This is a genomic window from Aeromonas sp. s10, from assembly GCF_040907975.1.
Classification (GTDB): domain Bacteria; phylum Pseudomonadota; class Gammaproteobacteria; order Enterobacterales; family Aeromonadaceae; genus Aeromonas; species Aeromonas caviae.
The window spans coordinates 65,463-88,052 of record NZ_JBFOCV010000015.1 but is presented as its reverse complement, the minus strand read 5'-3'; the positions used below and the strand labels follow the sequence as shown (position 1 = coordinate 88,052).

Sequence of the window (22,590 nt, the reverse complement as noted above, 5' to 3'; positions counted from 1 at the left end):
CTCGCAATGGCACAGCATTTTGACTACATCGCCATCGGTGGCGGCAGCGGCGGCATCGCCTCGGCCAACCGGGCAGCCATGTACGGCAAGAAAGTCGCCCTGATCGAAGCCAAAGAGCTGGGTGGCACCTGCGTCAACGTCGGCTGCGTACCGAAGAAGGCCATGTGGTATGCAGGCCAGATCGCCGATGCCCTGAAATATGGCGCCGACTACGGCTTCGACACCACGCTCAACCACTTCAGCTGGGTCAAGCTGGTCGAATCCCGTCAGGCCTATATCGGGCGCATTCACCAGTCCTACCAGAACGTGCTGGGCAAGAACCAGATCACCGTCATCAAGGGCTTCGCCCGCTTCGTCGACAGCCATACCGTCGAGGTGAACGGCGAGCACTACAGCGCCGATCACATCCTGATTGCCACCGGCGGCCGCCCCGAGGTCCCGACCATTCCGGGCGCCGAACTGGGTATCGACTCCGACGGTTTCTTCGACCTGCAAAGCCAGCCCAAACGGGTTGCCGTGGTGGGTGCCGGCTATATCGCCGTGGAGATCGCAGGCGTGATGCAGGCCCTTGGCTCCGAGACCCATCTGGTGGTGCGCAAGCATGCGCCGCTGCGCAACTTCGACCCCATGATCCACGAGACCCTGGTGGAGATCATGGCGCAGGAAGGGCCCAAGCTGCACACCCACGCAATTCCCAAGGCCGTCATCAAGAACGCAGACGACAGCCTGACCCTGCAACTGGAAGATGGTCGCCACCTCACCGTGGACTGCCTCATCTGGGCCATCGGTCGCGTGCCCGCCACCGACAACCTCAATCTGGCTGCCACCGGCATCACCCTGGACGAGAAGGGCTTCATCCCCACCGACAAGTTCCAGAACACCGCCGTCGCCAACCTCTATGCCGTCGGTGACAACACCGGCCGCATCCAGCTCACCCCAGTGGCTGTCGCGGCAGGCCGCCGCCTCTCGGAGCGGCTGTTCAACAACAAGCCGGGCGAGCACCTCAACTACGATCTGGTGCCGACCGTGGTGTTCAGCCACCCGCCCATCGGCACCATCGGCCTGACCGAGCCGGAAGCCGTCGCCGAATACGGTGAAGATCAGGTGAAGGTCTACCGTAGCCAGTTCACCGCCATGTATTCGGCACTGACCCAGCATCGCCAGCCCACCCGGATGAAACTGGTCTGCGTCGGGCCGGAAGAGAAGGTGGTCGGCCTGCACGGCATCGGCTTCGCCATGGACGAGATCCTGCAAGGCTTCGGCGTCGCCATGAAGATGGGCGCCACCAAGGCGGACTTCGACAACTGTGTCGCCATCCATCCCACCAGCGCGGAAGAGTTTGTGACCATGCGCTAACCGCATATCAGAGTCTCAGCGACTTGCATCCAAACCCGGCCCAGGCCGGGTTTTTTGTGCCTTGCCCGTCCACCAGCCGGCAAAACCCGCCTTCTTTACGCCGATTTTACGCCAGCCAAATTGGGCTTTATGGCGCCTTTACGCCCGTTTTACATACCCTTTGAGCGTCAATGAGACCCATGGGATCGACACGGATATGCATCGATCCCTGACGCTAATTACCTCAACGGAGTCGTTATGAATTGGCTATATCTGCTGCTGGTCCTCGCCCTCGCGGGCTATCTGCTGCGCGCCCTCGCGCGCACTCATGAGTGAGGAACCGGATATGTGGCAAGAGATCATCTATCCCGTCGCGTTCGTGCTGCTGGTGCTGCTGCCGGCGCCTCTGCTTGGCAACTACCTCTATCGGGTGTTTGAAGGCAAGAGTCGCTGGCTGGCCCCGCTTGAGCGCGCCACCCTGGCCTGCTGCGGCACGGACGGGCGCGAGCAGGACTGGAAGTCCTACGCCCTCAGCCTGCTGGCTTTCAACGGCGCCGGCTTCGGCCTGCTGTTCCTGATCCTGATGGCGCAGGGGCTGCTGCCCCTCAACCCGCAACAGCTGTCCGGGCTGAACTGGCAACTCGCCTTCAACACCGCGGTCAGCTTCATGACCAACACCAACTGGCAGGCCTACTCCGGCGAAGCCAGCCTCTCCTACTTCAGCCAGATGGTGGGGCTCACCACCCAGAACTTCGTCTCCGCCGCCACCGGCGGCGCCGTCGCCATCGCCCTGTTTCGCGGCATCGCCCGCCAGCAGACCACCCACCTCGGCAACTTCTGGCAGGATCTGGTGCGCTTCTGTCTCTACGTGCTGCTGCCGATGGCGCTGATCCTGGCGCTGCTGCTGGTCTGGCAGGGGGTGCCCCAGAGCCTGTCTGCCTACCTGCCGTTCCACGCCCTGGAAGGCCAGGAGCAGCTGCTGCCGCTCGGCCCGGCAGCCTCCCAGATCGCCATCAAGCAGCTCGGCTCCAACGGCGGCGGCTTCTTCGGCATCAACTCGGCCCATCCGTTCGAGAACCCGACCGCCCTCTCCAACTGGCTGGAGATGGTCGCCCTGCTGACGCTGGCCGCCGCCATGGTCTGCACCCTGGGTCGTTACGTGAAGGATCTGGCCCACAGCCGCGCCATCCTCATCGCCATGACCATCATGCTGGTGCTGGGGCTCTGCCTCGCCATCGGCCAGGAGCTGAAACCGGATCCGGCCCTCGCCCACCTCACCAGCGAAGCCGGCAACTGGGAAGGCAAGGAGAGCCGCTTCGGCCCCGTGCTGTCCAGCATCTGGGAAGTGGCCACCACCGCCGCCTCCAACGGCTCAGTCAACGCCATGCACGACAGCTTCGCCCCGCTCGCCGGCATGGTTGCCATGATCAACATGCTGCTGGGTGAAGTGGTGTTCGGCGGCGTCGGTGCCGGTATCTACGGCATGATGCTGTTCGTGCTGCTGACCGTGTTCCTGTGCGGCCTGATGGTGGGGCACACTCCGACCTATCTGGGCAAACGGCTCGGCATCACCGAGATGAAATGGGTGGTCGCCAGCATGCTGGTGATGCCGGTCGGGGTATTGGTGATCGGCGGCATTACCCTGCTGATGCCGAACTCCGCCACCGTCATCGGTCACGACGGCCCCCACGGCCTGTCACGACTGATCTATGCCTACGCTTCGGCCGCCGGCAACAACGGCTCCGCCTTCGCCGGCTTTGCCGCCGCCGACAGCTGGCAGTGCATCGCCATCGGGCTGGCCATGCTGCTCGGCCGCTTCGGCTACATCATTCCGGTACTGGCCATCGCCGGCCAGCTGGCCCGTGCCCCGCGCCAGGAGCGAAGCGAGGGGGACTTCCCCGTCAGCGGCCCGCTCTTCATCACCCTGCTGATCGTCACCGTGCTGCTGATGGGGGGTCTCTCCTTCCTGCCGGTGCTGGCGTTGGGCCCGGTGGCGGAACACCTGAGCCTGCTGGGAGGTGCCTTCTGATGCTGCACACCCGATTGATCTGCGTGACCAACTATTCGATGCAGGGAGCTTTCCAATGAGCAAGTCCGCTTCAATGAGCACCGACACCATTCCGGTGAAGGGCAAGAAACAGAAATCACAGATCCTGCAGGCCATGGTGGAAGCCCTCTATCGCTTCAACCCCAGGGCGCTGTTCGGCAGCCCCATCCTGTTCACCCTCTGGCTGGCGGCCGTGATGGCGACCCTGGAGTCGCTGCTGGGGCAACCGCTCTCCGGCGTCGCTCCTTCGCTGGCCTGGCAGCTGACCGCCTGGCTCTGGCTCACCCTCTGGTTTGCCAACTTCGCCGAGACCCTGGCCGAGGGGCGCGGCAAGGCGCGGGCCGACAGTCTGAAGGCCGGCATGAGCCAGCTCAAGGCACGTCGAGTCACCAGCCCGCAGGATGACAAGGGCGAGTGGGTACCGGCCACCAGCCTGCTCAAGGGCGATCTGGTGCTGGTGCGCAGCGGCGAGATGATCCCGGCCGACGGCGAAGTGGTCGCCGGCATCGCCTCGGTCAACGAGGCTGCCATCACCGGCGAATCCGCCCCCGTCATCCGCGAGTCGGGCACCGACCGCAGCGGCGTGACCGGCAACACCACCGTCGTCTCCGACGAGATCTGGGTGCGCATCACCAACAACCCGGGCGAAAGTACGCTGGATCGCATGATTGCCCTGGTGGAAGGGGCCAAGCGGCAGAAGACCCCCAACGAGATGGCGCTGGACGCCCTGCTGGTGGGGCTGACCCTGATCTTCCTGCTGGTGGTGGCCACCCTGCCCTGGTTCCTCGACTACAACGGCACCCAGGTGCCCCGGCTCTATCTGCTGGCGCTGTTCATCACCCTGATCCCGACCACCATCGGCGGCCTGCTCTCCGCCATCGGCATCGCCGGCATGGACCGGCTGGTGAAGCTCAACGTGATCGCCAAGTCGGGCCGGGCGGTGGAAGCCGCCGGCGACGTGCGCACCCTGCTGCTGGACAAGACCGGCACCATCACCTTCGGCAACCGGATGGCGGACGAGCTGATCCCGGCCCCCGGCGTGGATCCCTCCCTGCTGGCCCAGGCCGCCATGCTGGCCTCGCTCGGTGACAATACGCCGGAGGGCAAATCCATCCTGACCCTGGCGGGCAAGAGCCACACCAGACCGAGCCAGCTGGAGAGCGACATCATCATCCCTTTCAGCGCCGAGACCCGGCTGAGCGGGCTGGATCGCAACGGCCATCACTATCGCAAGGGGGCGGTGGACGCGGTGCTACGCTACCTCTCCCTCGATCGCAAGGCGGTGCCGGAGCTCATCCTCAAATCGGTGGACAACATCGCCCGCCAAGGGGGTACCCCGCTGCTGGTCTGCACCCACGAGAAGTTGCTGGGAGTGGTGTACCTCAAGGACATCATCAAGCCGGGCATCAAGGCCCGCTTCCAGACCCTACGCCACATGGGGATCCGCACCGTGATGATCACCGGTGACAACCCGCTGACCGCCGCCGCCATCGCCGCCGAAGCCGGGGTAGATGACTTCATCGCCGAGGCGACGCCGGAGAAGAAGCTGGCCTACATCCGTCAGGAGCAGGCCGACGGCCGGCTGGTCGCCATGTGCGGGGACGGCGCCAACGACGCCCCGGCGCTGGCCCAGGCCGACGTAGGGCTGGCCATGAACGAGGGGACTCAGGCAGCCAAGGAGGCGGGCAACCTGGTGGATCTCGACTCCAACCCCACCAAGCTGCTGGACGTGGTGCTGGTGGGCAAGCAGCTGCTGGTGACCCGCGGCGCCCTGACCACCTTCTCCATCGCCAACGACGTGGCCAAGTACTTCGCCATCCTGCCGGCCCTGTTCATCGCCGCCTATCCGCAGCTGGGGGCGCTGAACCTGATGCAGCTGGGCAGCCCGGAGAGCGCCATCCTGTCGGCCATCATCTTCAACGCCCTGATCATCGTCGCGCTGGTGCCGCTGGCCCTGCGCGGGGTCAGCCTGAAGGGAACGGCGGCCAGCCTGCTGCGCCGCAACCTGCTGATCTACGGCGTCGGCGGCCTGATAGTGCCTTTCATAGGTATCAAGCTGATCGACCTGGTCATCACCGGCCTGGGGCTGGTGTAACGGCATTACCGGATGCGGGGCAGGCCCGCATCCACCCAACGCATTTGGAGCAAGAAAATCATGATAGCAATCAGAACCCTGCTGACCCTGACCCTGCTGCTGGGGGTGGCATATCCGCTGGCCGTCACCGGGCTGGCCCAGCTGCTCTTCCCCTGGCAGGCCAACGGCAGCCTGCTCACCAACGCCAAACAGCAGGTGGTCGGCAGCGCCCTGCTAGCCCAGAAATTCGAGCGGGCCGACTACTTCCACTCCCGCCCCTCCGCCAGCGATTTCGCCACCATAGGTGGCGGCGGAAGCAACCTGGGGATGAGCTCGCCGCTACGGGCCGAGTTTGCCGCAGCGGCGGCCAGGGCGCAGCCGGAAGCCAGGGTCCCCGCCCTGCTGACCCGCTCCGCCTCCGGCCTCGATCCCCATCTGCCCCTCGATGCAGCGCTGGCCCAGGTGGATAGGGTCGCCGGGCAACGGGGGCTGGATCCCGTTCAGCTGACGGAGCAGGTCAAGTCGGCGGCACAAGCTGGTATCCTTGGCCCGCAGGTGGTCAACATTCTCCAGTTGAACCTGCAACTCGATCATCAAAAGGGCGCCTGAGGGCGCTCCTTGCCGTTCGGGAAGGCTCCCTTTCGACAATGGGGACAAGCATGAGCAATGAGGTCACGGCCGCAGTTCGGCCGATGCAACGGGAGCACGGGGATGCGTGATGAAGTGAGGGCAGACGCCCTGCTGGCGAGCCTGGAGCAGGAGCACAGGGGCAAGCTGAAGGTGTTTCTCGGCGCGGCCCCCGGCGTCGGCAAGACCTACGCCATGCTGCAGGCGGTGCGGGAGCAGGCCAGGGAGGGAGTCGACATCCTGATCGGGGTGGTGGAGACCCACGGCCGCCAGGAGACCCTGGCCCTGCTCGACAAGCTCGCCATCCTGCCGCGCACACTGCACCTGCACCGCCAGCAGCGGCTGGAGGAGATGGATCTGGACGGTCTGCTGGCGCGCAAGCCCGCCATCGCCGTGGTGGACGAGCTGGCCCACAGCAACGCCCCCGGCAGCCGCCACGAGAAGCGCTGGCAGGATGTGGAGGAGTTGCTGGGCGCCGGCATCGACGTCTACACCACCCTCAACGTGCAGCACCTGGAGAGCCTCAACGATCTGGTGTGGCAGCTGACCGGGGTCAGGGTCAAGGAGACCCTGCCGGATCAGGTGCTGCTGGAGGCCGACAGCCTGGTGCTGATCGACCTCCCCCCCAAGGAGCTGCTCGGCCGCCTCAAGGAGGGCAAGGTCTATGTGCCCCACCAGGCCAAGGCCGCCCTGCAATCCTTCTTCTCCCTCAACAACCTGACCGCCCTGCGGGAGCTGGCGATGCAGACCGCCGCCAGCCACGTGGAGGGGGATCTGCAGTTGCAGTGGCAGGCCGCCGGCAAGACCACACTGCCGCTGCGGGGCAAGCTGATGGTCTGCATCGGGGATGAGCACGGCGCCGCCCTGGTGCGTTACGGCCACCGCTTCGCCCAGCGCAGGCAACTGCCCTGGCTGGTGGTGCACATCGACAGCAAGGGGCAACGCTCCCCCGAGCTGGAGCAGGCGCTGGCCCTCGCCTCCCAGTTGGGGGCCAGGGTGCTGACCCTCTCCAGCCCGGCCGTGGCCGATGCCCTGCTGGAGACCGCCGAACAGCAGCAGGTCTCCCAATTGCTGCTCGGCAAATCCCGCAACCCGCCCTGGCGTCGATCCCTAGTACAGCATCTGCTCAAACAAGCGCAGGGATTCGAGATCACGCTGGTGGATACCGAGAAGCGCAAGCCCGGTCTGACCCTGCCAACGGCAGGCCCGGGTGAGCTTCGCCAGAGCCTGCTGGCGGTGGCCATCATGGGGGGGACCTCGGCCGCGGTCTGGGCCCTCTCCCACTGGCTGCCCCCCGCCTCCCTGCCCATGCTGTTCGTGCTGGGGGTACTGGCCACCGCGCTCACCACCAGCCTGGTCCCCGCCATCCTGGCCGCCGTGCTGGGATTCGTCGGCCACAATCTGCTGTTCACCTTCCCTTACTTCTCCCTGAGCGTGGCCAGCCACAGCGACCTGCTCACCCTGTTCGTGCTGCTCATCGTCGGCATCGCGGCCGGGCGCCTCGCCTCCCGCCAGCGTCAGCAACTGGTCAGCCTGCGCGAGACCCAGCAACTGGGCAACGCCCTGCTCTCCCTGAGCCAGGGACTGGCCACCGCCAGCAGCCCGGTGGACGTGCTGAGACAGGGAACCCAGGCCATCGCCCTCGCCCTTGGGCAGCCCGTGTTCGCGCTCGATGGGGATTACCAGTACCGGGCCGGTGACACCCAGACCGGGCCGGGCCAGACCGACAAGGCCGCCATTGACTGGTGCCTGGCCCAGAAGCAGAGCGCCGGTGCCCATACCGCCACCCTCAACGCCGCCGAGGCCCAGTATCATCACCTCGGCGATGACCTGGTGCTGGGCATCCGGCTGGCCAGCCCGCTCACCTCCGCCGCCGAGCACCAGCTGCAGGCCCTGCTCACCGATATCCGCGCCGCCCTGGCCCGAATCGATCTCAACGAGCGGCTGGCGGACAGCCAGTTGCAGGCGGAGACCGACCGGATGCGCGCCGCCCTGCTCTCCTCGGTCTCCCACGACCTGAAGACGCCGCTGGCCACCATCATGGGGGCCGGCAGCACCCTGCTGGAATACGGGGACCGGATAAGTGCGGAGGACCGCATCGAACTGCTGCACTCGGTGCAGGACGAGGCGCGCCGCCTGCACGGCTATGTCCAGAACCTGCTGGACATGACTCGCATCGGCTCACCGGACTTCCAGCTGAAACGGGACTGGGTTGACCTGGCTGACCTGGTGGAGAGCGCCCGCCGCAGACTCGACTCCTCCTGGCGCCAGCACAAGCTGCAGGTGCACTTCGATCAGCAGATCCCCCGGCTCTATGTGCACGGCGCCCTGATCGAGCAGGTGCTGGTCAACATCCTCGACAACGCCTCCCGCTACTCACCGGCCGGCACCCCCATCGAGTTCAAGGTGATGCTGGCGGATCCCGACCTCATCATCGACATCATCGATATCGGGGTCGGCATCGCCGAGTCGGATAGGGACAAGATCTTCAATCTGTTCTACACCCAGCCGGTCGGCGACTGCGGCAGCCGCGGCACCGGGCTTGGCCTCGCCATTTCCCGCGCTATGATAGAGGTCCACGGCGGCCGCATCTGGGCATTCGCCGGCCCCAACGGCAACGGCACCTGCATGCGCATCTCCCTGCCGCTGGCCCTCAACGCACCGGCGGCCTGATGGTCGCCGCCCTTTTCAATCAGCAAACGGGAGACTGAATGGCTCACATACTGGTCATCGACGATGAGGCGGCCATCCGCCGTTTTTTGCGGATCAGCCTGATCGCCGAAGGACATCAGGTGAGCGAGGCGGTCGGCGTCACCGAGGGGATGGCGCAGTATCGCCACCTCAACCCCGACCTGGTGATCCTGGATCTGGGCCTGCCGGATGGCGATGGCATCCAAATCCTGCACGCCATCCGCGAGCACCACGCCAATCCCGTGCTGGTGCTCTCGGCGCGGGACTCCGAGCAGGAGAAGGTGCGGCTGCTGGATGCGGGGGCCAACGACTACATGAGCAAGCCGTTCGGCGTCGGGGAGATGATGGCCCGTATCCGGGTGCTGCTGCGCCAGCGCGTCGGTGCCACCAGCGGCGAGTGTCGACACTTCCCCCACTGTGGCCTGACCCTGGACAGCAGCAGCCACAAGGTGACCTTGCAGGGCGAGGAGATCCCCCTCTCCCGCAAGGAGTTCGCCCTGTTGCAGGCGCTGGTGTGCCACCCCGGCAAGCTGGTGCAACAGACCCAGCTGCTCATCGACATCTGGGGGCCAAGCCACAAGGAGGACACTCACTACCTGCGCATCGTCATCGCCAGTCTGCGCAAGAAGCTGGGAGATAACCCCCAGCAACCCACGCTGATCGAAACTGAAGCCGGCATCGGCTACCGCTTTATCGGCAGCTGATGTTTCACGTGGAACGACGCCAACCGCAGCACAGGGCCAGCAGACCGCATCCCCCGAGCAGCAGCCCGAGATCCTGCAAGCTGGCTGCAACCGCCAACCCCAGGCTGAGCAGCAGGTAGTAACCGAGCCCGAACAGGGCCCCGGCACTGCCCGCCACCTCCCGATAGGCCAGCAGTGCCTGGCTCAGCACATTGGGGATAGCCAGCCCGAACGCGATCACCACTCCCGTCATGGGCAGCAGAAACCAGAGCGATGCCTGACTGGCCCACACCAGCCAGCCGGACCCCAGCGCCAGAACGGCGGCGAGCCGGATCAGCGAGGCAGGCGACCAGCCACGGCCCAGCAGACGCTTGTTGAGCAGGCTGCCCACCAGGGTCGCCAGCGCCAGCACGATGCCGGAGTAACCGAACTCGCCCGCACTCAACCCCAGCCCGGCAAACAGAAACGGCGCCAGGCTGTAGTAGCCAAACAGCATGGTGTTGAACAGCGCTACCAGTGCGGCGCTGCGCCACAAGGCTGCATCACGCGCCATCCGTTGTGCCAGCGGCCAGAGTGCCACCCGCTGGGTGATGGCCGGCCGGGTTTCCGGCAGTTGCCAGCAAGTGACCAGCAGCAATCCGACTGCCAACACCAGCAGGGCGCCGAATACCCCCAGATAGCCGAACCCGCTCGCCAGCTGGCCGCCGCTCACCAGCCCCAGCACAGGACTCAGGGAGAGCGCGATGCCCATCACCGAAAAGACCCGCGCCAGATCGCTGCCCTGATAGCTGTCGCGCAGCATGGTCTGGGTCACCACGGAACCCACGGCGGCGCCGAAGGCCGCGATGACCCGGGCCAGCAGCAGGGTTTCAAATTGAGTGGCCAGCAACGCCAGCAGGGTGCCGGCGCCATAGGTCAGCAGCCCCGCCAGCATGGCGGGACGCCGCCCGATGAGATCGCACAACCTGCCCCAGCAGACCACGCCCGCCGCAAACGCCAGAAAATAGACCGACAGGGTCTGGGACGCCTGCCCCTCGCTCACCCGAAACTCCGTGGCGATATGGGTCAGCACCGGGCTGTAGATGGTCTCCACTATCTGGGGAAACATCATCAATCCGACCACCAGCCAGCGCGGTGGCAACCTGTTGTTCATGACATACCTCCTTCACAAGAGGCGTCATTCTAGAGAGTCACCGATTGTCCGATTACAATAAGCAGGACTATAAACATCAATAATCGGACACATGGCCTTTATTCTTCCCGATCACCCCTTCGACCCCGACCAGCACTATGGCCCCGTGGTTGGCATCGCCGCCGCCCTCGGCTGGCACGACTCCGGCCGCCATCAACACCGGCGTCATCAGCTGCTGTTCGCCCAGGCCGGCTGCATGACCATAGAGCTGGACAATCGGGTCTGCCTGCTCCCGCCGACGCGGGCAGCCTGGTTGCCAGCAGGCCTGCCCCACCGGGTGTTGATGCGCGGAGTTGTGGCCTATCGCTCCCTCTACTTCCAGCCGGAGCCCGAGTTGCCAAACGAGATGGCGGTGCTGGCGGTCAACCCGCTGCTGCGGGAGATCATCGAGCGGATGGCGCTCTGGCCCTGGGACAAGCCGGAAGCAGAGCAAACCTGCACACTGGCATTATTGAAAGAAGAGCTGGCGCAAGCGCCGCGGGAATCCTGGCAGTTGCCGCTGCCGTCAGACGGGCGTCTGACCGGCTGGCTGCAGGAGATAAAGCGGGGTGACACCCTGCCCGATCGGCTCAACCGGCTGGCCGAACGGGTGGGTGCCAGCGACAAGACCATAGGCCGCATCTTCATGCGGGAGACCGGTATGAGCTACCAGGCCTGGCGCCAGCAGTGGCGACTGCTTCGGGCCATGGAACTGCTGGCCGAAGCCGAGCCCATCAGCCGGGTGGCCGCTGCCCTGGAGTTCGCCAGCGACAGCGCCTTCATCGCCTTCTTCAGGCAGCACACGGGGCAGACCCCCTTGCGCTACCTCAACTCTCGGGATGAGTCGCATCGGCAGAGCTCGCCTCCACCACCAGGGTCTCCAGGGCCAGCGGCTTGAGGTTGTGGATGGCCTCTGCCACCACGTCATGGGAGGCCTGCTGCTGCAAGGCCAGCATCTCCTGCTGCAGGGCGGCGCTATCCAGCTCGGGTCTGGGGTTCTCGGCGGCCATGGCATTCAGGCTCAGGCTGCTGGCAATCAGGGTAGCGATCAGGATCTTCATCTGGCGTGCTCCGGTGTGGTTGAGATGACCAGATAGCTATTCCAATAGTTGTGCCAGATTTATAACAGCATGATTTTATTGATATAAATAATTTTTTGATGCTGCCACCCCCCTTCCTGAATCGAATGTTGGTTATTTTAAAACCTATAAATGGTTTTTTTTACCACCTCCATCATGGCAACCCTGTTCCACGTGAAACGCCCCGTTTTTTTGATCGACACCCGCTTTTGAAGTGAGCTATGGTGCTAGCTCCCCCCTTAACTGACTCTGGATTTGCCACCGAATGGAATTCTCCTTGTTCGGCGAGAAGTTCACTCGCCACGCCGGTATTACCCAACTCATGGACGACCTCAATCAAGGGCTGCTGAATCCCGACGCCATCATGCTGGGAGGCGGCAATCCGGCCCCCATCCCCGCCATGCTGGAACGCTTTCAGGCCGAGGCCAATACCCTGCTCGACAACGGCGAACTGATCAAGGCCATGGCCAACTACGATGGCCCCCAGGGCAAGGACAGGTTCACCAGGGCGCTGGCCGCCCTGCTCAGCAAGGAGCTGGGCTGGGAGATCTCCGCCCGCAACATCGCCCTGACCAACGGCAGCCAGAACGCCTTCTTCTATCTGTTCAACCTGCTGGCCGGCGAATTCGCCGACGGTCGCAAGAAGAAGGTGCTGTTCCCCCTGGCCCCCGAATACATCGGCTATGCCGACTCGGCCCTCTCGGACGATCATTTCGTCGCCTACAAGCCCACCATCGAGAAGCTGCCCGACGGCCAGTTCAAATACCACGTGGATTTCGAGAGCTTGCAGGTGGGCGACGACATCGGGGTGATCTGTGTCTCCCGGCCGACCAACCCCACCGGCAACGTGCTCACCGACGAGGAGATCGAACACCTCGATCAGATCGCCCGTGACAAGGGGATCCCGCTCCTCATCGACAATGCCTACGGCGTGCCCTTCCCCGGCATCATCTTCAGCGACGCCAAGCCGTTCTGGAACGCCAACACCATCCTCTGCATGAGCCTCTCCAAGCTCGGCCTGCCGGGCACCCGTTGCGGCATCGTCATCGCCGACGAGAAGATCATCCGGGCCATCACCAACCTGAGCGGCATCATCAATCTGGCACCGGGCAGCCTGGGTCCGGCCATCACCATTCCGATGATCGAGAGCGGAGACATCATCACCCTGAGCGAACAGGTGGTGAAACCCTTCTACCAGCACAAAGCCACCTTCGCGGTCCAGCTGCTGCGCGAGGCCATTCCGGACCCGCGCTTCCACATCCACAAGCCGGAGGGTGCCCTCTTCCTCTGGCTCTGGTTCGAAGACCTGCCGATCCACTGCCAGGAGCTGTATGAGCGACTGAAGGCGAAGAACCTGCTGATCGTGCCCGGCCACTACTTCTTCCCCGGCATCGACGACCCCGAGTGGCGCCACAGCCAGGAGTGCATCCGCCTCAACTATGCCCAGAGCGAAGATCTGGTGCGTCGCGGCATCGCCATCCTGGCCGACGAGATCAACGCCCTCTACGCCGGTTGATTCCCCCTTCGGCATGAAAAAAAGAGGCCTGCAGATGCAGGCCTCTTTTCTATCAGGTGGTCAGCGATGTTGTTTAACCGGGCAGTGCCAGCTGATCGGGTTTGCCGATGGGGATGGCGCGAGGCTTGAGCGCTTCCGGCAGCTCCCGGGCCAGCTCTATGGTCAGCAGACCGTGCTCCAGCCTGGCCCCCTGCACTTCCACGTGCTGGCTCAGCTTGAAGGCGAGCTCGAAGTCCCGCTCGGCGATCCCCTGATGGAGGAATTGGCGCTCGCCCATGGTGGCGACCTTGCGCCCCTTCACCTTGAGGGTACCGTTTTCGGTCTCCAGCTCCAGCTCATTGCGATCGAAACCGGCCACGGCAACCGTGATGAGGTAGCTGTCGTGATCCCGCTTTTCGATGTTGTACGGGGGGTAGGCCGAGGTCTTCTGATCGAACAGGCCTTCCAGCTCGCGGGCCATCCGCTCGAAGCCGACGGCATTGGAATAGAGATGAGAAAAATCGAGGTTACGCATGATCCTATCCTTCTATAAAGCAACAGGGTTTACTCTCCACGGGCCCGCCATCGGCACCCGGGAAACATCAGCAATGCGACGAGGTCAGGCTGTCAGCCGTTGATCTCGATCTTGCGGGGCTTCATCGCCTCGGGCACTTCGCGCACTAGGTCGATGTGCAGCAGACCGTTCTTGAGGTCGGCCCCCTTCACCCGCACGTAGTCGGCCAGCTGGAAGCGGCGCTCGAAACCGCGTTCGGCGATCCCCTGATAGAGGTAGTTGCGCTCGGTGTCGGCCTGCTTGCTGCCCTTCACCGTCAGCAGATTTTCCTGGAAGCTCAGCTCCAGCTCTTCCTGGGTAAAGCCCGCCACCGCCATGCTGATGCGGTAGTCGCTGTCACCCAGCTGCTCGATGTTGTAGGGGGGATAGCCGGCATTGCCATTGCTGGCGGCAGATTCGATGAGAGTGGCCAGACGATCGAAACCGATGGCAGAACGATAGAGCGGAGAAAAGTCGATAGAACGCATAGTATTACCCTCTTGTGAGCGATAACGGATTGTTTGCCCTCCTGATGGACGGGCGCCTGGTCGAAACCTCTGTCGAGCGTTCCGGCCTTGTTATCTATATAGGGGCCAGCATTTGGCTTTCAAGGGGTAAAAACAAAAGAAATGCAGGCCATCAAGAATGGCCCGATTAGATCGATAATAGGCCTGAGGGCCACTCATGATCCGTCCCTCACCCCTCCATACTGGCCGTGTCCCCAACGAGAAACCGGAGCACGCCATGAAGATTACCCAGGTTCGCAACGCCACCCTGCTCATCCACTACGCAGGAACCCGCTTCCTCATCGACCCCATGCTGGCCCCCAAGGGGAGCTACCCCGGCTTCGAAGGCATGGCCAACAGCCATCTTCGCAACCCCCTGGTCGAGCTGCCGCTGCCCATGGCGACCCTGCTGGAGGTGGATGCGGTGATTGTCACCCATGACCATCTGGATCACTGGGACGATGTCGCGAAAACGAAGATCCCCAGGCACCTTCCCCTGTTCGTGCAGCATCAGAAAGATGCCGACACCATGAGGGGATGCGGCTTCGAGGATGTGCGCCTGCTGGGTGAGGTCGGCGAGTTCGCTGGCATTCGCCTGCAACAGACGGAAGGCCGGCACGGCAGCGATACCATCATGGCCCTGCTGGGGGATCGCCTTGGCGAGGTCAGCGGAGTGGTCTTCTCCCATCCCGCCGAAAAGACCCTCTATCTGGCCGGCGACACCGTCTGGAATGCCCAGGTTGAACAAGCGCTGCACCGGCACCAACCCGAGGTCGTCGTCCTCAACTGCGGTGATGCCCAGGTGACGGGTCTGGGCGCCATCATCATGGGCAAGGAGGATGTGGCCGCCGTCTATCAGGCCGCCCCGCAGGCCACCCTGATCGCCAGCCACATGGAGGCGGTCAATCATGCCCTGCTGTCCCGGCGGGAACTGCGCGACTACCTGGACAGCCAGGGGATGGCCGCCCGGGTACGGGTGCCCGAGGATGGCGACACCATGGTGCTCTGAGCGAGAGGCCGGGCACCACATGGCTCTTCGGCTTTCTGTTGCTGCCCCGTATGATGGGGATCCGAGTGCAAAGGAGTCTGCCACCATGCCCCGTCCCCTCATCGTCGCCGTCATCACCTTCGATCGCTTCAGCCCCTTTCACTGCTCGGTGCCCTGCCTCATCTTTGGCGACAAGATGATGCCGGGCCAGTCATTGTTCGAGCTGAGACTCTGCGCCGGGGATGACACGCGGCAACCCGCCTCCTCCCAGGGCTTTCGCATGGAGGCCGACTATGGCCTGGAGGGTCTGCTGGAGGCGGATATCATCATTATCCCCTTCTGGCGCGATCCGGCCGAGCGCCCCGCCCAACCCCTGCTCGATGCCCTGGTTGCCGCCCGGATCAGGGGAGCCCAGATCGTGGGGCTCTGTCTCGGTACCTATGTGCTGGCCTATGCCGGCCTGCTGGACGGGCGCGGTGCCGCCACCCACTGGGAATTTGAACAGGAGTTCGTCCAGCGCTTCCCCCGGGTGCGGCTCGATACCAATGCCCTCTACGTCGACGACGACGGGCTCATCACCTCGGCTGGCACCGCCGCCAGCCTCGACTGCTGCCTCTATCTGGTTCGCCAGCATCACGGCAGCCAGATTGCCAACAAGCTGGCCAGGCGGCTGGTGGTGCCTCCCCACCGGGAGGGTGGCCAGGCCCAGTTCATCGAGCAGCCGGTACCCGCCTCCACCCGGGATGCCAGGATCAACCAGTTGTTCGATCATCTGCGTCTGCACCTGGCCGCGCCCCACACCCTGGACAGCCTGGCGGAACATTGCATGATGAGCCGACGCACCTTTAGCCGCCGCTTCCAGCTTGCCACCGGTCTCTCCCTCGGGGAGTGGCTGATGGCGGAGCGCCTGCGCCGCAGCCAGACGCTGCTGGAGTCCAGCTCCCACACCGTGGAACGCATCGCCGAACTGGTGGGGCTCGGGTCTGCCACCATATTGCGCAAGCACTTTCGCGCCCGCTTCGGGGTGTCGCCGCGGGAGTGGCGCCGCACCTTCCGCGGTGACAGAGTCTAGGTCCCTCATGTTTCACGTGGAACGCACCCTCTCCCTTCCATCCAGAAAACAAAAAGCCGCTCACGCGGAGCGGCTTTTGATGGTTGTCGGACCGTCTGATTAGACGTCGAGGTTGGCAACCCGCAGGGCGTTGGTCTCGATGAAGTCGCGACGGGGCTCTACGGCGTCACCCATCAGGGTGGAGAAGAGCTGGTCGGCGCCGACCGCATCGTCGATGGTGACACGCAGCATGCGACGGGCTTCCGGATCCATGGTGGTTTCCCACAGCTGCTCCGGGTTCATCTCGCCCAGCCCTTTATAGCGCTGGATGTAGATGCCACGCTTGCCTTCGCCCATCAGCCACTCGACCGCTTCAACGAAGCTGGCGACCGGCTTCACCTTCTCGCCACGCTTGATGTAACCGCCTTCCTCGATCAGGTTGGCGATCTCCTTGCCCAGGGAGACCAGCTGACGGTACTCGGAGGATTGCAGGAAGTCGTAGCTGAGCGGGTATTCGCGATCAACCCCGTGCTGGCGTACCACGGCGTGGGGCACGAACAGGCTGCGCTCCTCGTCGCGGCGTACCTGCATCTGGTACTGGATGCCATGGTTGCTCTCGTTGAGCACGGCCTCCATGCTCTGGCACCAGGCCTGCAGATCGCTCTCGCTGGCCAGCAGGGTTTCGTTCAACTCAGGCTGATAGATCAGCTGGGTCAGCACGGCTTCCGGGGCGCGACGGGACATGCGGGTGATCAGGTGAGTCACGGCGCGATGCTGGTTGACCAGACGCTCCAGCGCCTCGCCACCGATGGCCGGGGCAGATTCGTTGACGTGCAGGGTCGCACCGTCCAGCGCCATGGCGGTCTGGTACTGCAACAATGCGTCTTCGTCTTTCAGGTACTGCTCCTGTTTGCCCTTCTTCACCTTGTAGAGCGGCGGCTGGGCGATGAAGACATAGCCACGCTCGATGATTTCCGGCATCTGACGATAGAAGAAGGTCAGCAGCAGGGTACGGATGTGCGCACCATCGACGTCCGCATCGGTCATGATGATGATGTTGTGATAGCGCAGCTTGTCCGGGTTGTACTCGTCGCGACCGATGCCACAGCCCAGGGCGGTGATCAGGGTGCCCACCTCCTGGGAGGAGATCATCTTGTCGAAACGGGCCTTCTCCACGTTCAGGATCTTGCCCTTGAGGGGCAGGATGGCCTGGTTCTTCCGGTTGCGACCCTGCTTGGCGGAGCCGCCAGCAGAGTCCCCTTCCACGATGTAGAGTTCGGAGAGCGCCGGGTCTTTCTCCTGACAGTCCGCCAGCTTGCCGGGCAGACCGGCGATATCCAGCGCGCCCTTGCGGCGGGTCAGTTCGCGGGCCTTGCGGGCCGCTTCACGGGCACGGGCCGCATCGATGATCTTGTTGACCACGATTTTGGCGTCGCCCGGGTTTTCCAGCAGGAAGTCCGCCAGCTTCTCACCCATCGCCTGTTCCACGGCGGTCTTCACTTCGGACGAGACCAGCTTGTCCTTGGTCTGGGAGGAGAACTTGGGATCCGGTACCTTGACGGAGATAACGGCAATCAGACCTTCACGGACGTCGTCACCACTGGCGGCGGACTTGGCCTTCTTGCTGTAGTCCTCCTTGTCCATGTAGTTGTTCAGCGTCCGGGTCAGCGCGGTACGGAAGCCCACCAGGTGGGTACCGCCATCCCGCTGCGGAATGTTGTTGGTGAAGCAGTAGACCCCTTCCTGATAGGCGTCATTCCACTGCATGGCGACTTCGACACCGATACCGTCCTGCTCTGTGGTGAAGTGGAACACCTTGGGGTGGATCGGGGTCTTGTTCTGGTTCAGGTACTCGACGAAGGCCTTGATGCCCCCTTCGTAGCAGAAGTGCGCCTCGCGGCCGTCACGCTCGTCCATCAGACGGATGGAGACGCCGGAGTTGAGGAAGGAGAGCTCGCGCAGACGCTTGGCCAGGATCTCGTAGTGGAACAGGGTGTCGCTGAAGATGGTCGGGCTCGGCCAGAAGCGAACTTCGGTCCCGGTGCCGGTGCTGTCACCAATCTGCTTGAGGGGTGCCTGCGGCTCGCCCAGGTGATAGGTCTGCTCGTAGACATGACCGTTGCGGCGGATGGTCAGCAGCAGCTTGTCGGAAAGCGCGTTCACCACGGAGACGCCCACACCGTGCAGACCGCCGGACACCTTGTAGGAGTTGTCATCGAATTTGCCGCCGGCGTGCAGCACGGTCATGATGACTTCGGCGGCGGAGCGGCCCTCTTCCGGGTGGATGTCCACCGGAATGCCGCGACCGTTGTCGCGCACGGAGACGGAGCCGTCGGAATGGATCTTGACCTGGATATCGGAGCAGTAGCCAGCCAGAGCCTCGTCGATGGAGTTGTCGACGACCTCGAACACCATGTGGTGCAGGCCCGATCCATCGTCCGTATCGCCGATATACATCCCCGGGCGCTTGCGGACCGCATCCAGGCCCTTGAGCACCTTGATATTCGAGGAGTCGTAAGTATTTTCACTCATAGCTTACTCTCTGCCTTCTCTAACGTTTCGGAGATCTTGCCTTGTTCCACGTGGAACAGCTTGCAATCACTCGCATCCATCATGTCTGCGAGCTGACCGGTATCGATGGCGGTGATGAACACCTGGGACGCGCACTGCTTCAGCCTTGCGGCCAGCAGACGACGTTTGTCGACATCCAGTTCAGAGGCAAAATCATCAATTAAAAAAATACAGCCGCGGCTGCTATGTTGATTCAAATAGAGCCCTTGGGCCAGCCGCATGGCACAGACCAGCAACTTCAGCTGACCCCTGGACAAAATATCCTGCGCGGGCACGCCGTTCGCCTTGAGCCGCACGTCCGCCTTCTGCGGACCGACCCCAGTGTACCCCAGCGAACGATCCCGTTCGAACCCCGCCTCCAGCAATGCATCGAGGGGAGTGTCTTTTTCCCAGCCTCGATAGAATCCAAGACTGATATCGAACTCCGGCAGAAAATCTGCCGTCATCTCCTTGATCAGGGGTGTAATGGCCTGACAATAACTGGCGCGAAACCCCGCCAGCTCGCCACCCAGTCGCACCAGCTCCTGATCCCAGAATGCCAGTTGACGATACTGGGTGCTCTGGCGCAGCAAGGCATTGCGCTGCTTCAACAGCCGACGCACCCGCCCCCAGAGGGAGAAGAAGGTCGGCTCCTGATGGAAAACACCCCAGTCGAGCCAGGCCCGGCGAGCCTGGGGCCCACCGGTCAGCAGGCTGAAACCATCGGGGTGGATCAACTGTACCGGCAACAGCTCCGCCAGATCGGCCAGGCGCTGGGCCTGGGCACCGGCGATCTTGAGCTGGGTTTCGCCCCCCTTGTCCTTGGCAAGCCCGATGGGCACCTGACGCCCCTCCAGCTCGCACTGGGCAAACAGGGTAAAGGCCCGCTCGCCCTGGCGGATGACCCGCCCGGTCAAATGGGTACGAAACGAGCGGCCGAGACCAAGGTAATGAATGGCTTCCAGCACGCTGGTCTTGCCGCTGCCGTTACTCCCGACCAGGATATTGAGGCCGGGAGACAGCGCGAGACTGGCGTGCTGAATATTGCGAAAGTCGCTGAGCTGGAGTTTGACCAGGGACACGACTAGATCCGCATCGGCATCACCACGTACTGGGCATCTTGGTTCTCAAAATCCTCAATAATGGCGCTGCTGATGGAATCGCTCAGGCTGATCCGGATTTGGTCACATTTTAACGTATTCAACACGTCCAGCACATAGGAGACGTTGAAGCCGATCTCCATCTCGCCAGCGGCGTATTGTACGTCAAGCAGCTCTTCGGCTTCTTCCTGTTCCGGGTTGTTGGCGGTGATGCGCAGCAGGTTTTCCTGCAGATTGAGACGCACCCCACGGAATTTCTCGTTGGAGAGGATGGCGGCACGAGCAAAGGCCTGGCGCAGATCCTCGCGACCGGCGATCAGGGCCTTGTCGCTCCCTCTCGGGATGACGCGGCGCCAGTCCGGGAAACGGCCATCCACCAGCTTGGAGGTGAAGATGAAGCCATCCAGGGCGGCGCGCAGGTTGCTACGGCCCACTTGCAGCCGTACCGGCTTGTCTTCCGCTTCCAGCAGGCGCACCAGCTCCAGCACCCCTTTGCGCGGCAGGATGACCTGATGATCGGGCAACGATTCCCCCACCACCTCGCGGCGGCAGGTGGCCAGCCGGTGACCGTCCGTCGCCACGGTACGCAGGCCGTGTCCTTCGCTCTCGAACAGCATGCCGTTCAGGTAGTAGCGCACGTCCTGGCTCGCCATGGAGAACTGGGTCGCGTCGATGAGTTTTTTCAGCTCCAGCTGGCTGATGTCGAACTCGAGCACGGATTCCCAATCCTCGATGTTCGGGTATTCGGTCGCCGGCAGGGTCGACAGGTTGAAGCGGGAGCGACCGGAACGGATGATGAGGCGCTCTCCCTCGGTGCTGAAGCGGATCTCCGCCCCCTCCGGCAGACCGCGACAGATGTCCAGCAGCTTGCGCGCCGGCACAGTGGTGCGGCCATCCTGGCTGTCGCTGTTGAGATAGACCTGTCCGATCATCTCCACCTCGAGATCGGTCCCGGTCAGCGACAGCAGGCCATTGCTGACATCGAGCAGGACGTTGCCGAGGATGGGCAGGGTCGGCCGGCCACCCAGGGCACCGGACACCAGTTGCAGGGGACGTAACAGGGCCTCACGGCTAATTTCGAGCTGCATCTGTGCTCTCCGTTGTTATTGGGAGGAAAGGAATCGGATCAGGCTGGAACATGCAATCTGCATCTGTGCACTCCGTTCCGTTATCAGGAAGAAAGGGTACGGATCAGGTTGGAATAGTCTTCCTTGATGTCGTGACTCTCTTCCTTCAGCTGCTCGATCTTGCGGCAGGCATGAAGAACCGTGGTGTGGTCACGGCCACCAAAGGCATCCCCTATCTCAGGCAAGCTGTGGTTGGTCAGCTCCTTGGCCAGCGCCATCGCCAGCTGGCGCGGGCGGGCAACGGAACGGGAGCGACGCTTGGAGAGCAGGTCCGCCAGCTTGATCTTGTAGTACTCCGCCACCGTCTTCTGGATGTTGTCGATGGTAACCAGCTTCTCCTGCAAGGCCAGGAGATCGCGCAGCGCCTCGCGCACGAAGTCGATGTTGATGGCGCGGCCGGTGAAGTTGGCGTTGGCGATCACCCGGTTGAGGGCGCCTTCCAGTTCACGGACGTTGGAGCGAAGCCGCTTGGCGATGAAGAAGGCCACTTCGTCCGGCAGATGGATCTGGTTCTCGTCCGCCTTGCGCATCAGGATCGCGACACGGGTCTCCAGCTCCGGCGGCTCGATCGCCACCGTGAGTCCCCAGCCGAAGCGGGACTTGAGACGATCCTCCACCCCGTTGATCTCTTTCGGATAACGGTCCGAGGTCAGGATGATCTGCTGGTTGCCTTCAAGCAGGGCGTTGAAGGTGTGGAAGAACTCCTCCTGGGAGCGCTCCTTGTTGGCGAAGAACTGGATGTCATCGATGAGCAGGGCATCGACGCTACGGTAATAACGCTTGAACTCTTCAATGGCGTTATTCTGCAGCGCCTTCACCATGTCCTGCACGAACCGTTCGGAGTGCATGTAGATGACTTTGGCGTCTTTCTTGCGATCCTTGATGGCATTGCCAACGGCGTGCAGCAGGTGGGTCTTGCCCAGGCCGGTGCCGCCATAGAGGAACAGCGGGTTGTAGGCACCACCCGGATTGTCGGCCACCTGACGGGCGGCCGCACGGGCCAGCTGGTTGGACTTACCCTCAACGAAATTCTCGAAGGTATAGTTCACGTTGGTGTTGCTCTTGTGGTTTGGCTCGGGCTTGTTTTCGGCCTTGTTTTCCCAGCTCTTGGGAGAGTTATTCACAGGATCGACACCACGGGCCGGCGCCCTGGCGACCGCGACGGGATGAGGGCGATTGCCGATATCAAAACGCAGGGTGGGAGCGTCGGCTCCGCACAGCTCGTTGATGATGCCGTTGACCCGGAGCAGGTACTTGTCGCGTACCCAGTCCAGAACAAAGCGGTTCGGTGCATACAGGGTCAGAGTATTGTCACTCAACTCCGCTTGAAGCGGCCGGATCCACATGCTGAATTCTGCCGAGGGCAACTCATCTTGCAGCCGGTTAAGGCACTGCTGCCATAGCGAAGCAGTCACTCTAGACTCCCGTCAATTGATTAAGTAAAGACCGGCTATTCTACGTTTTTAGTGGCCGGATCTCCAGTTGCTGCCGCACGGATCCAGCAAATAAGATC

At 63.2% G+C, this 22,590-nt stretch carries 18 protein-coding genes; 10 read left to right on the top strand and 8 right to left on the bottom strand.

What is annotated here, in order from left to right:
- Positions 1–6: 6 nt before the first annotated feature.
- The 6 genes from gorA (at position 7) to AB5Y59_RS04305 (ending at position 9,478) form a co-directional block, all read left to right on the top strand.
- Positions 7–1,356 carry a glutathione-disulfide reductase gene (gene gorA / locus AB5Y59_RS04330; protein ID WP_263309419.1) on the top strand — a complete coding sequence of 450 codons (1,350 nt, stop codon included), beginning with the start codon at positions 7–9 and terminating at the stop codon, positions 1,354–1,356.
- Between the two features lie 325 nt (positions 1,357–1,681).
- Complete coding sequence (gene kdpA, locus AB5Y59_RS04325) at positions 1,682–3,364, top strand: potassium-transporting ATPase subunit KdpA (protein ID WP_368211531.1); 1,683 nt, start codon at positions 1,682–1,684, stop codon at positions 3,362–3,364.
- 55 nt (positions 3,365–3,419) lie between these two features.
- Positions 3,420–5,477, top strand: coding sequence for a potassium-transporting ATPase subunit KdpB (kdpB, locus tag AB5Y59_RS04320; protein ID WP_368211530.1), 2,058 nt, complete (start codon positions 3,420–3,422; stop codon positions 5,475–5,477).
- Positions 5,478–5,537: 60 nt separating this feature from the next.
- Positions 5,538–6,065, top strand: coding sequence for a potassium-transporting ATPase subunit C (locus AB5Y59_RS04315; protein ID WP_041212076.1), 528 nt, complete (start codon positions 5,538–5,540; stop codon positions 6,063–6,065).
- 102 nt (positions 6,066–6,167) lie between these two features.
- Positions 6,168–8,756, top strand: coding sequence for a DUF4118 domain-containing protein (locus AB5Y59_RS04310; RefSeq protein WP_368211529.1), 2,589 nt, complete (start codon positions 6,168–6,170; stop codon positions 8,754–8,756).
- Between the two features lie 38 nt (positions 8,757–8,794).
- Positions 8,795–9,478: a response regulator gene (locus tag AB5Y59_RS04305; protein WP_039040653.1), complete on the top strand. Its 684-nt coding sequence runs from the start codon at positions 8,795–8,797 to the stop codon at positions 9,476–9,478.
- Positions 9,479–9,482: 4 nt separating this feature from the next.
- Here the strand turns inward: AB5Y59_RS04305 and AB5Y59_RS04300 are convergent, their stop codons facing one another.
- Positions 9,483–10,610 carry a multidrug effflux MFS transporter gene (locus AB5Y59_RS04300; RefSeq protein ID WP_182935621.1) on the bottom strand — a complete coding sequence of 376 codons (1,128 nt, stop codon included), beginning with the start codon at positions 10,608–10,610 and terminating at the stop codon, positions 9,483–9,485.
- 91 nt (positions 10,611–10,701) lie between these two features.
- Here AB5Y59_RS04300 and AB5Y59_RS04295 point away from each other — a divergent pair, with 91 nt between their 5' ends.
- Complete coding sequence (locus tag AB5Y59_RS04295; RefSeq protein ID WP_323884422.1) at positions 10,702–11,526, top strand: helix-turn-helix transcriptional regulator; 825 nt, start codon at positions 10,702–10,704, stop codon at positions 11,524–11,526.
- Here the strand turns inward: AB5Y59_RS04295 and AB5Y59_RS04290 are convergent.
- Positions 11,456–11,689 carry a hypothetical protein gene (locus AB5Y59_RS04290; protein WP_041214189.1) on the bottom strand — a complete coding sequence of 78 codons (234 nt, stop codon included), beginning with the start codon at positions 11,687–11,689 and terminating at the stop codon, positions 11,456–11,458. The genes AB5Y59_RS04295 and AB5Y59_RS04290 overlap by 71 nt on opposite strands.
- Positions 11,690–11,972: 283 nt before the next feature.
- On the opposite strand from AB5Y59_RS04290, the gene AB5Y59_RS04285 reads away from it, so the two are divergent.
- A complete protein-coding gene (locus tag AB5Y59_RS04285; RefSeq protein ID WP_109113150.1) occupies positions 11,973–13,223 on the top strand; it encodes a valine--pyruvate transaminase in 1,251 nt (416 codons plus the stop codon).
- Between the two features lie 73 nt (positions 13,224–13,296).
- On the opposite strand, the gene AB5Y59_RS04280 is transcribed toward AB5Y59_RS04285, so the two are convergent.
- Positions 13,297–13,737, bottom strand: a complete 441-nt coding sequence (locus AB5Y59_RS04280) for an Hsp20 family protein (RefSeq protein ID WP_010672292.1) — start codon at positions 13,735–13,737, stop codon at positions 13,297–13,299.
- Between the two features lie 92 nt (positions 13,738–13,829).
- Positions 13,830–14,243, bottom strand: coding sequence for an Hsp20 family protein (locus AB5Y59_RS04275; RefSeq protein ID WP_010672291.1), 414 nt, complete (start codon positions 14,241–14,243; stop codon positions 13,830–13,832).
- A 256-nt stretch (positions 14,244–14,499) separates the two neighbouring features.
- Here AB5Y59_RS04275 and AB5Y59_RS04270 point away from each other — a divergent pair, with 256 nt between their 5' ends.
- Together AB5Y59_RS04270 and AB5Y59_RS04265 are read left to right on the top strand one after the other, a co-directional pair.
- Positions 14,500–15,270, top strand: coding sequence for an MBL fold metallo-hydrolase (locus AB5Y59_RS04270; RefSeq protein ID WP_202016900.1), 771 nt, complete (start codon positions 14,500–14,502; stop codon positions 15,268–15,270).
- 85 nt (positions 15,271–15,355) lie between these two features.
- A complete protein-coding gene (locus AB5Y59_RS04265; RefSeq protein ID WP_042864676.1) occupies positions 15,356–16,321 on the top strand; it encodes a GlxA family transcriptional regulator in 966 nt (321 codons plus the stop codon).
- 99 nt (positions 16,322–16,420) lie between these two features.
- Here AB5Y59_RS04265 and gyrB read toward each other — a convergent pair whose 3' ends face one another.
- The 4 genes from gyrB to dnaA form a co-directional block, all read right to left on the bottom strand.
- Positions 16,421–18,832: a DNA topoisomerase (ATP-hydrolyzing) subunit B gene (gene gyrB / locus AB5Y59_RS04260; protein WP_041212069.1), complete on the bottom strand. Its 2,412-nt coding sequence runs from the start codon at positions 18,830–18,832 to the stop codon at positions 16,421–16,423.
- Positions 18,829–19,932 carry a DNA replication/repair protein RecF gene (gene recF, locus AB5Y59_RS04255; RefSeq protein WP_010672287.1) on the bottom strand — a complete coding sequence of 368 codons (1,104 nt, stop codon included), beginning with the start codon at positions 19,930–19,932 and terminating at the stop codon, positions 18,829–18,831. Before recF ends, gyrB begins: the two co-directional genes overlap by 4 nt.
- A gap of 2 nt (positions 19,933–19,934) precedes the next feature.
- A complete protein-coding gene (gene dnaN / locus AB5Y59_RS04250) occupies positions 19,935–21,038 on the bottom strand; it encodes a DNA polymerase III subunit beta (RefSeq protein WP_139736282.1) in 1,104 nt (367 codons plus the stop codon).
- An 83-nt stretch (positions 21,039–21,121) separates the two neighbouring features.
- On the bottom strand, positions 21,122–22,492 hold the full coding sequence (gene dnaA / locus AB5Y59_RS04245; protein ID WP_039040645.1) for a chromosomal replication initiator protein DnaA: 1,371 nt from the start codon (positions 22,490–22,492) through the stop codon (positions 21,122–21,124).
- Positions 22,493–22,590: the final 98 nt, after the last annotated feature.

What these genes read in the sequence shown, in the direction of transcription:
- AB5Y59_RS04295 (WP_323884422.1), top strand. Translation starts at nt 10,702, where the DNA reads ATGGCCTTTATTCTTCCCGATCACCCCTTCGACCCCGACCAGCACTAT.
- dnaN (WP_139736282.1), bottom strand. Translation starts at nt 21,038, where the DNA reads ATGCAGCTCGAAATTAGCCGTGAGGCCCTGTTACGTCCCCTGCAACTG.
- AB5Y59_RS04265 (WP_042864676.1), top strand. Translation starts at nt 15,356, where the DNA reads ATGCCCCGTCCCCTCATCGTCGCCGTCATCACCTTCGATCGCTTCAGC.
- AB5Y59_RS04285 (WP_109113150.1), top strand. Translation starts at nt 11,973, where the DNA reads ATGGAATTCTCCTTGTTCGGCGAGAAGTTCACTCGCCACGCCGGTATT.
- AB5Y59_RS04270 (WP_202016900.1), top strand. Translation starts at nt 14,500, where the DNA reads ATGAAGATTACCCAGGTTCGCAACGCCACCCTGCTCATCCACTACGCA.
- AB5Y59_RS04280 (WP_010672292.1), bottom strand. Translation starts at nt 13,737, where the DNA reads ATGCGTAACCTCGATTTTTCTCATCTCTATTCCAATGCCGTCGGCTTC.
- AB5Y59_RS04275 (WP_010672291.1), bottom strand. Translation starts at nt 14,243, where the DNA reads ATGCGTTCTATCGACTTTTCTCCGCTCTATCGTTCTGCCATCGGTTTC.
- kdpB (WP_368211530.1), top strand. Translation starts at nt 3,420, where the DNA reads ATGAGCAAGTCCGCTTCAATGAGCACCGACACCATTCCGGTGAAGGGC.
- kdpA (WP_368211531.1), top strand. Translation starts at nt 1,682, where the DNA reads ATGTGGCAAGAGATCATCTATCCCGTCGCGTTCGTGCTGCTGGTGCTG.
- AB5Y59_RS04305 (WP_039040653.1), top strand. Translation starts at nt 8,795, where the DNA reads ATGGCTCACATACTGGTCATCGACGATGAGGCGGCCATCCGCCGTTTT.
- gyrB (WP_041212069.1), bottom strand. Translation starts at nt 18,832, where the DNA reads ATGAGTGAAAATACTTACGACTCCTCGAATATCAAGGTGCTCAAGGGC.
- AB5Y59_RS04315 (WP_041212076.1), top strand. Translation starts at nt 5,538, where the DNA reads ATGATAGCAATCAGAACCCTGCTGACCCTGACCCTGCTGCTGGGGGTG.
- gorA (WP_263309419.1), top strand. Translation starts at nt 7, where the DNA reads ATGGCACAGCATTTTGACTACATCGCCATCGGTGGCGGCAGCGGCGGC.
- AB5Y59_RS04290 (WP_041214189.1), bottom strand. Translation starts at nt 11,689, where the DNA reads ATGAAGATCCTGATCGCTACCCTGATTGCCAGCAGCCTGAGCCTGAAT.
- AB5Y59_RS04300 (WP_182935621.1), bottom strand. Translation starts at nt 10,610, where the DNA reads ATGAACAACAGGTTGCCACCGCGCTGGCTGGTGGTCGGATTGATGATG.
- AB5Y59_RS04310 (WP_368211529.1), top strand. Translation starts at nt 6,168, where the DNA reads ATGCGTGATGAAGTGAGGGCAGACGCCCTGCTGGCGAGCCTGGAGCAG.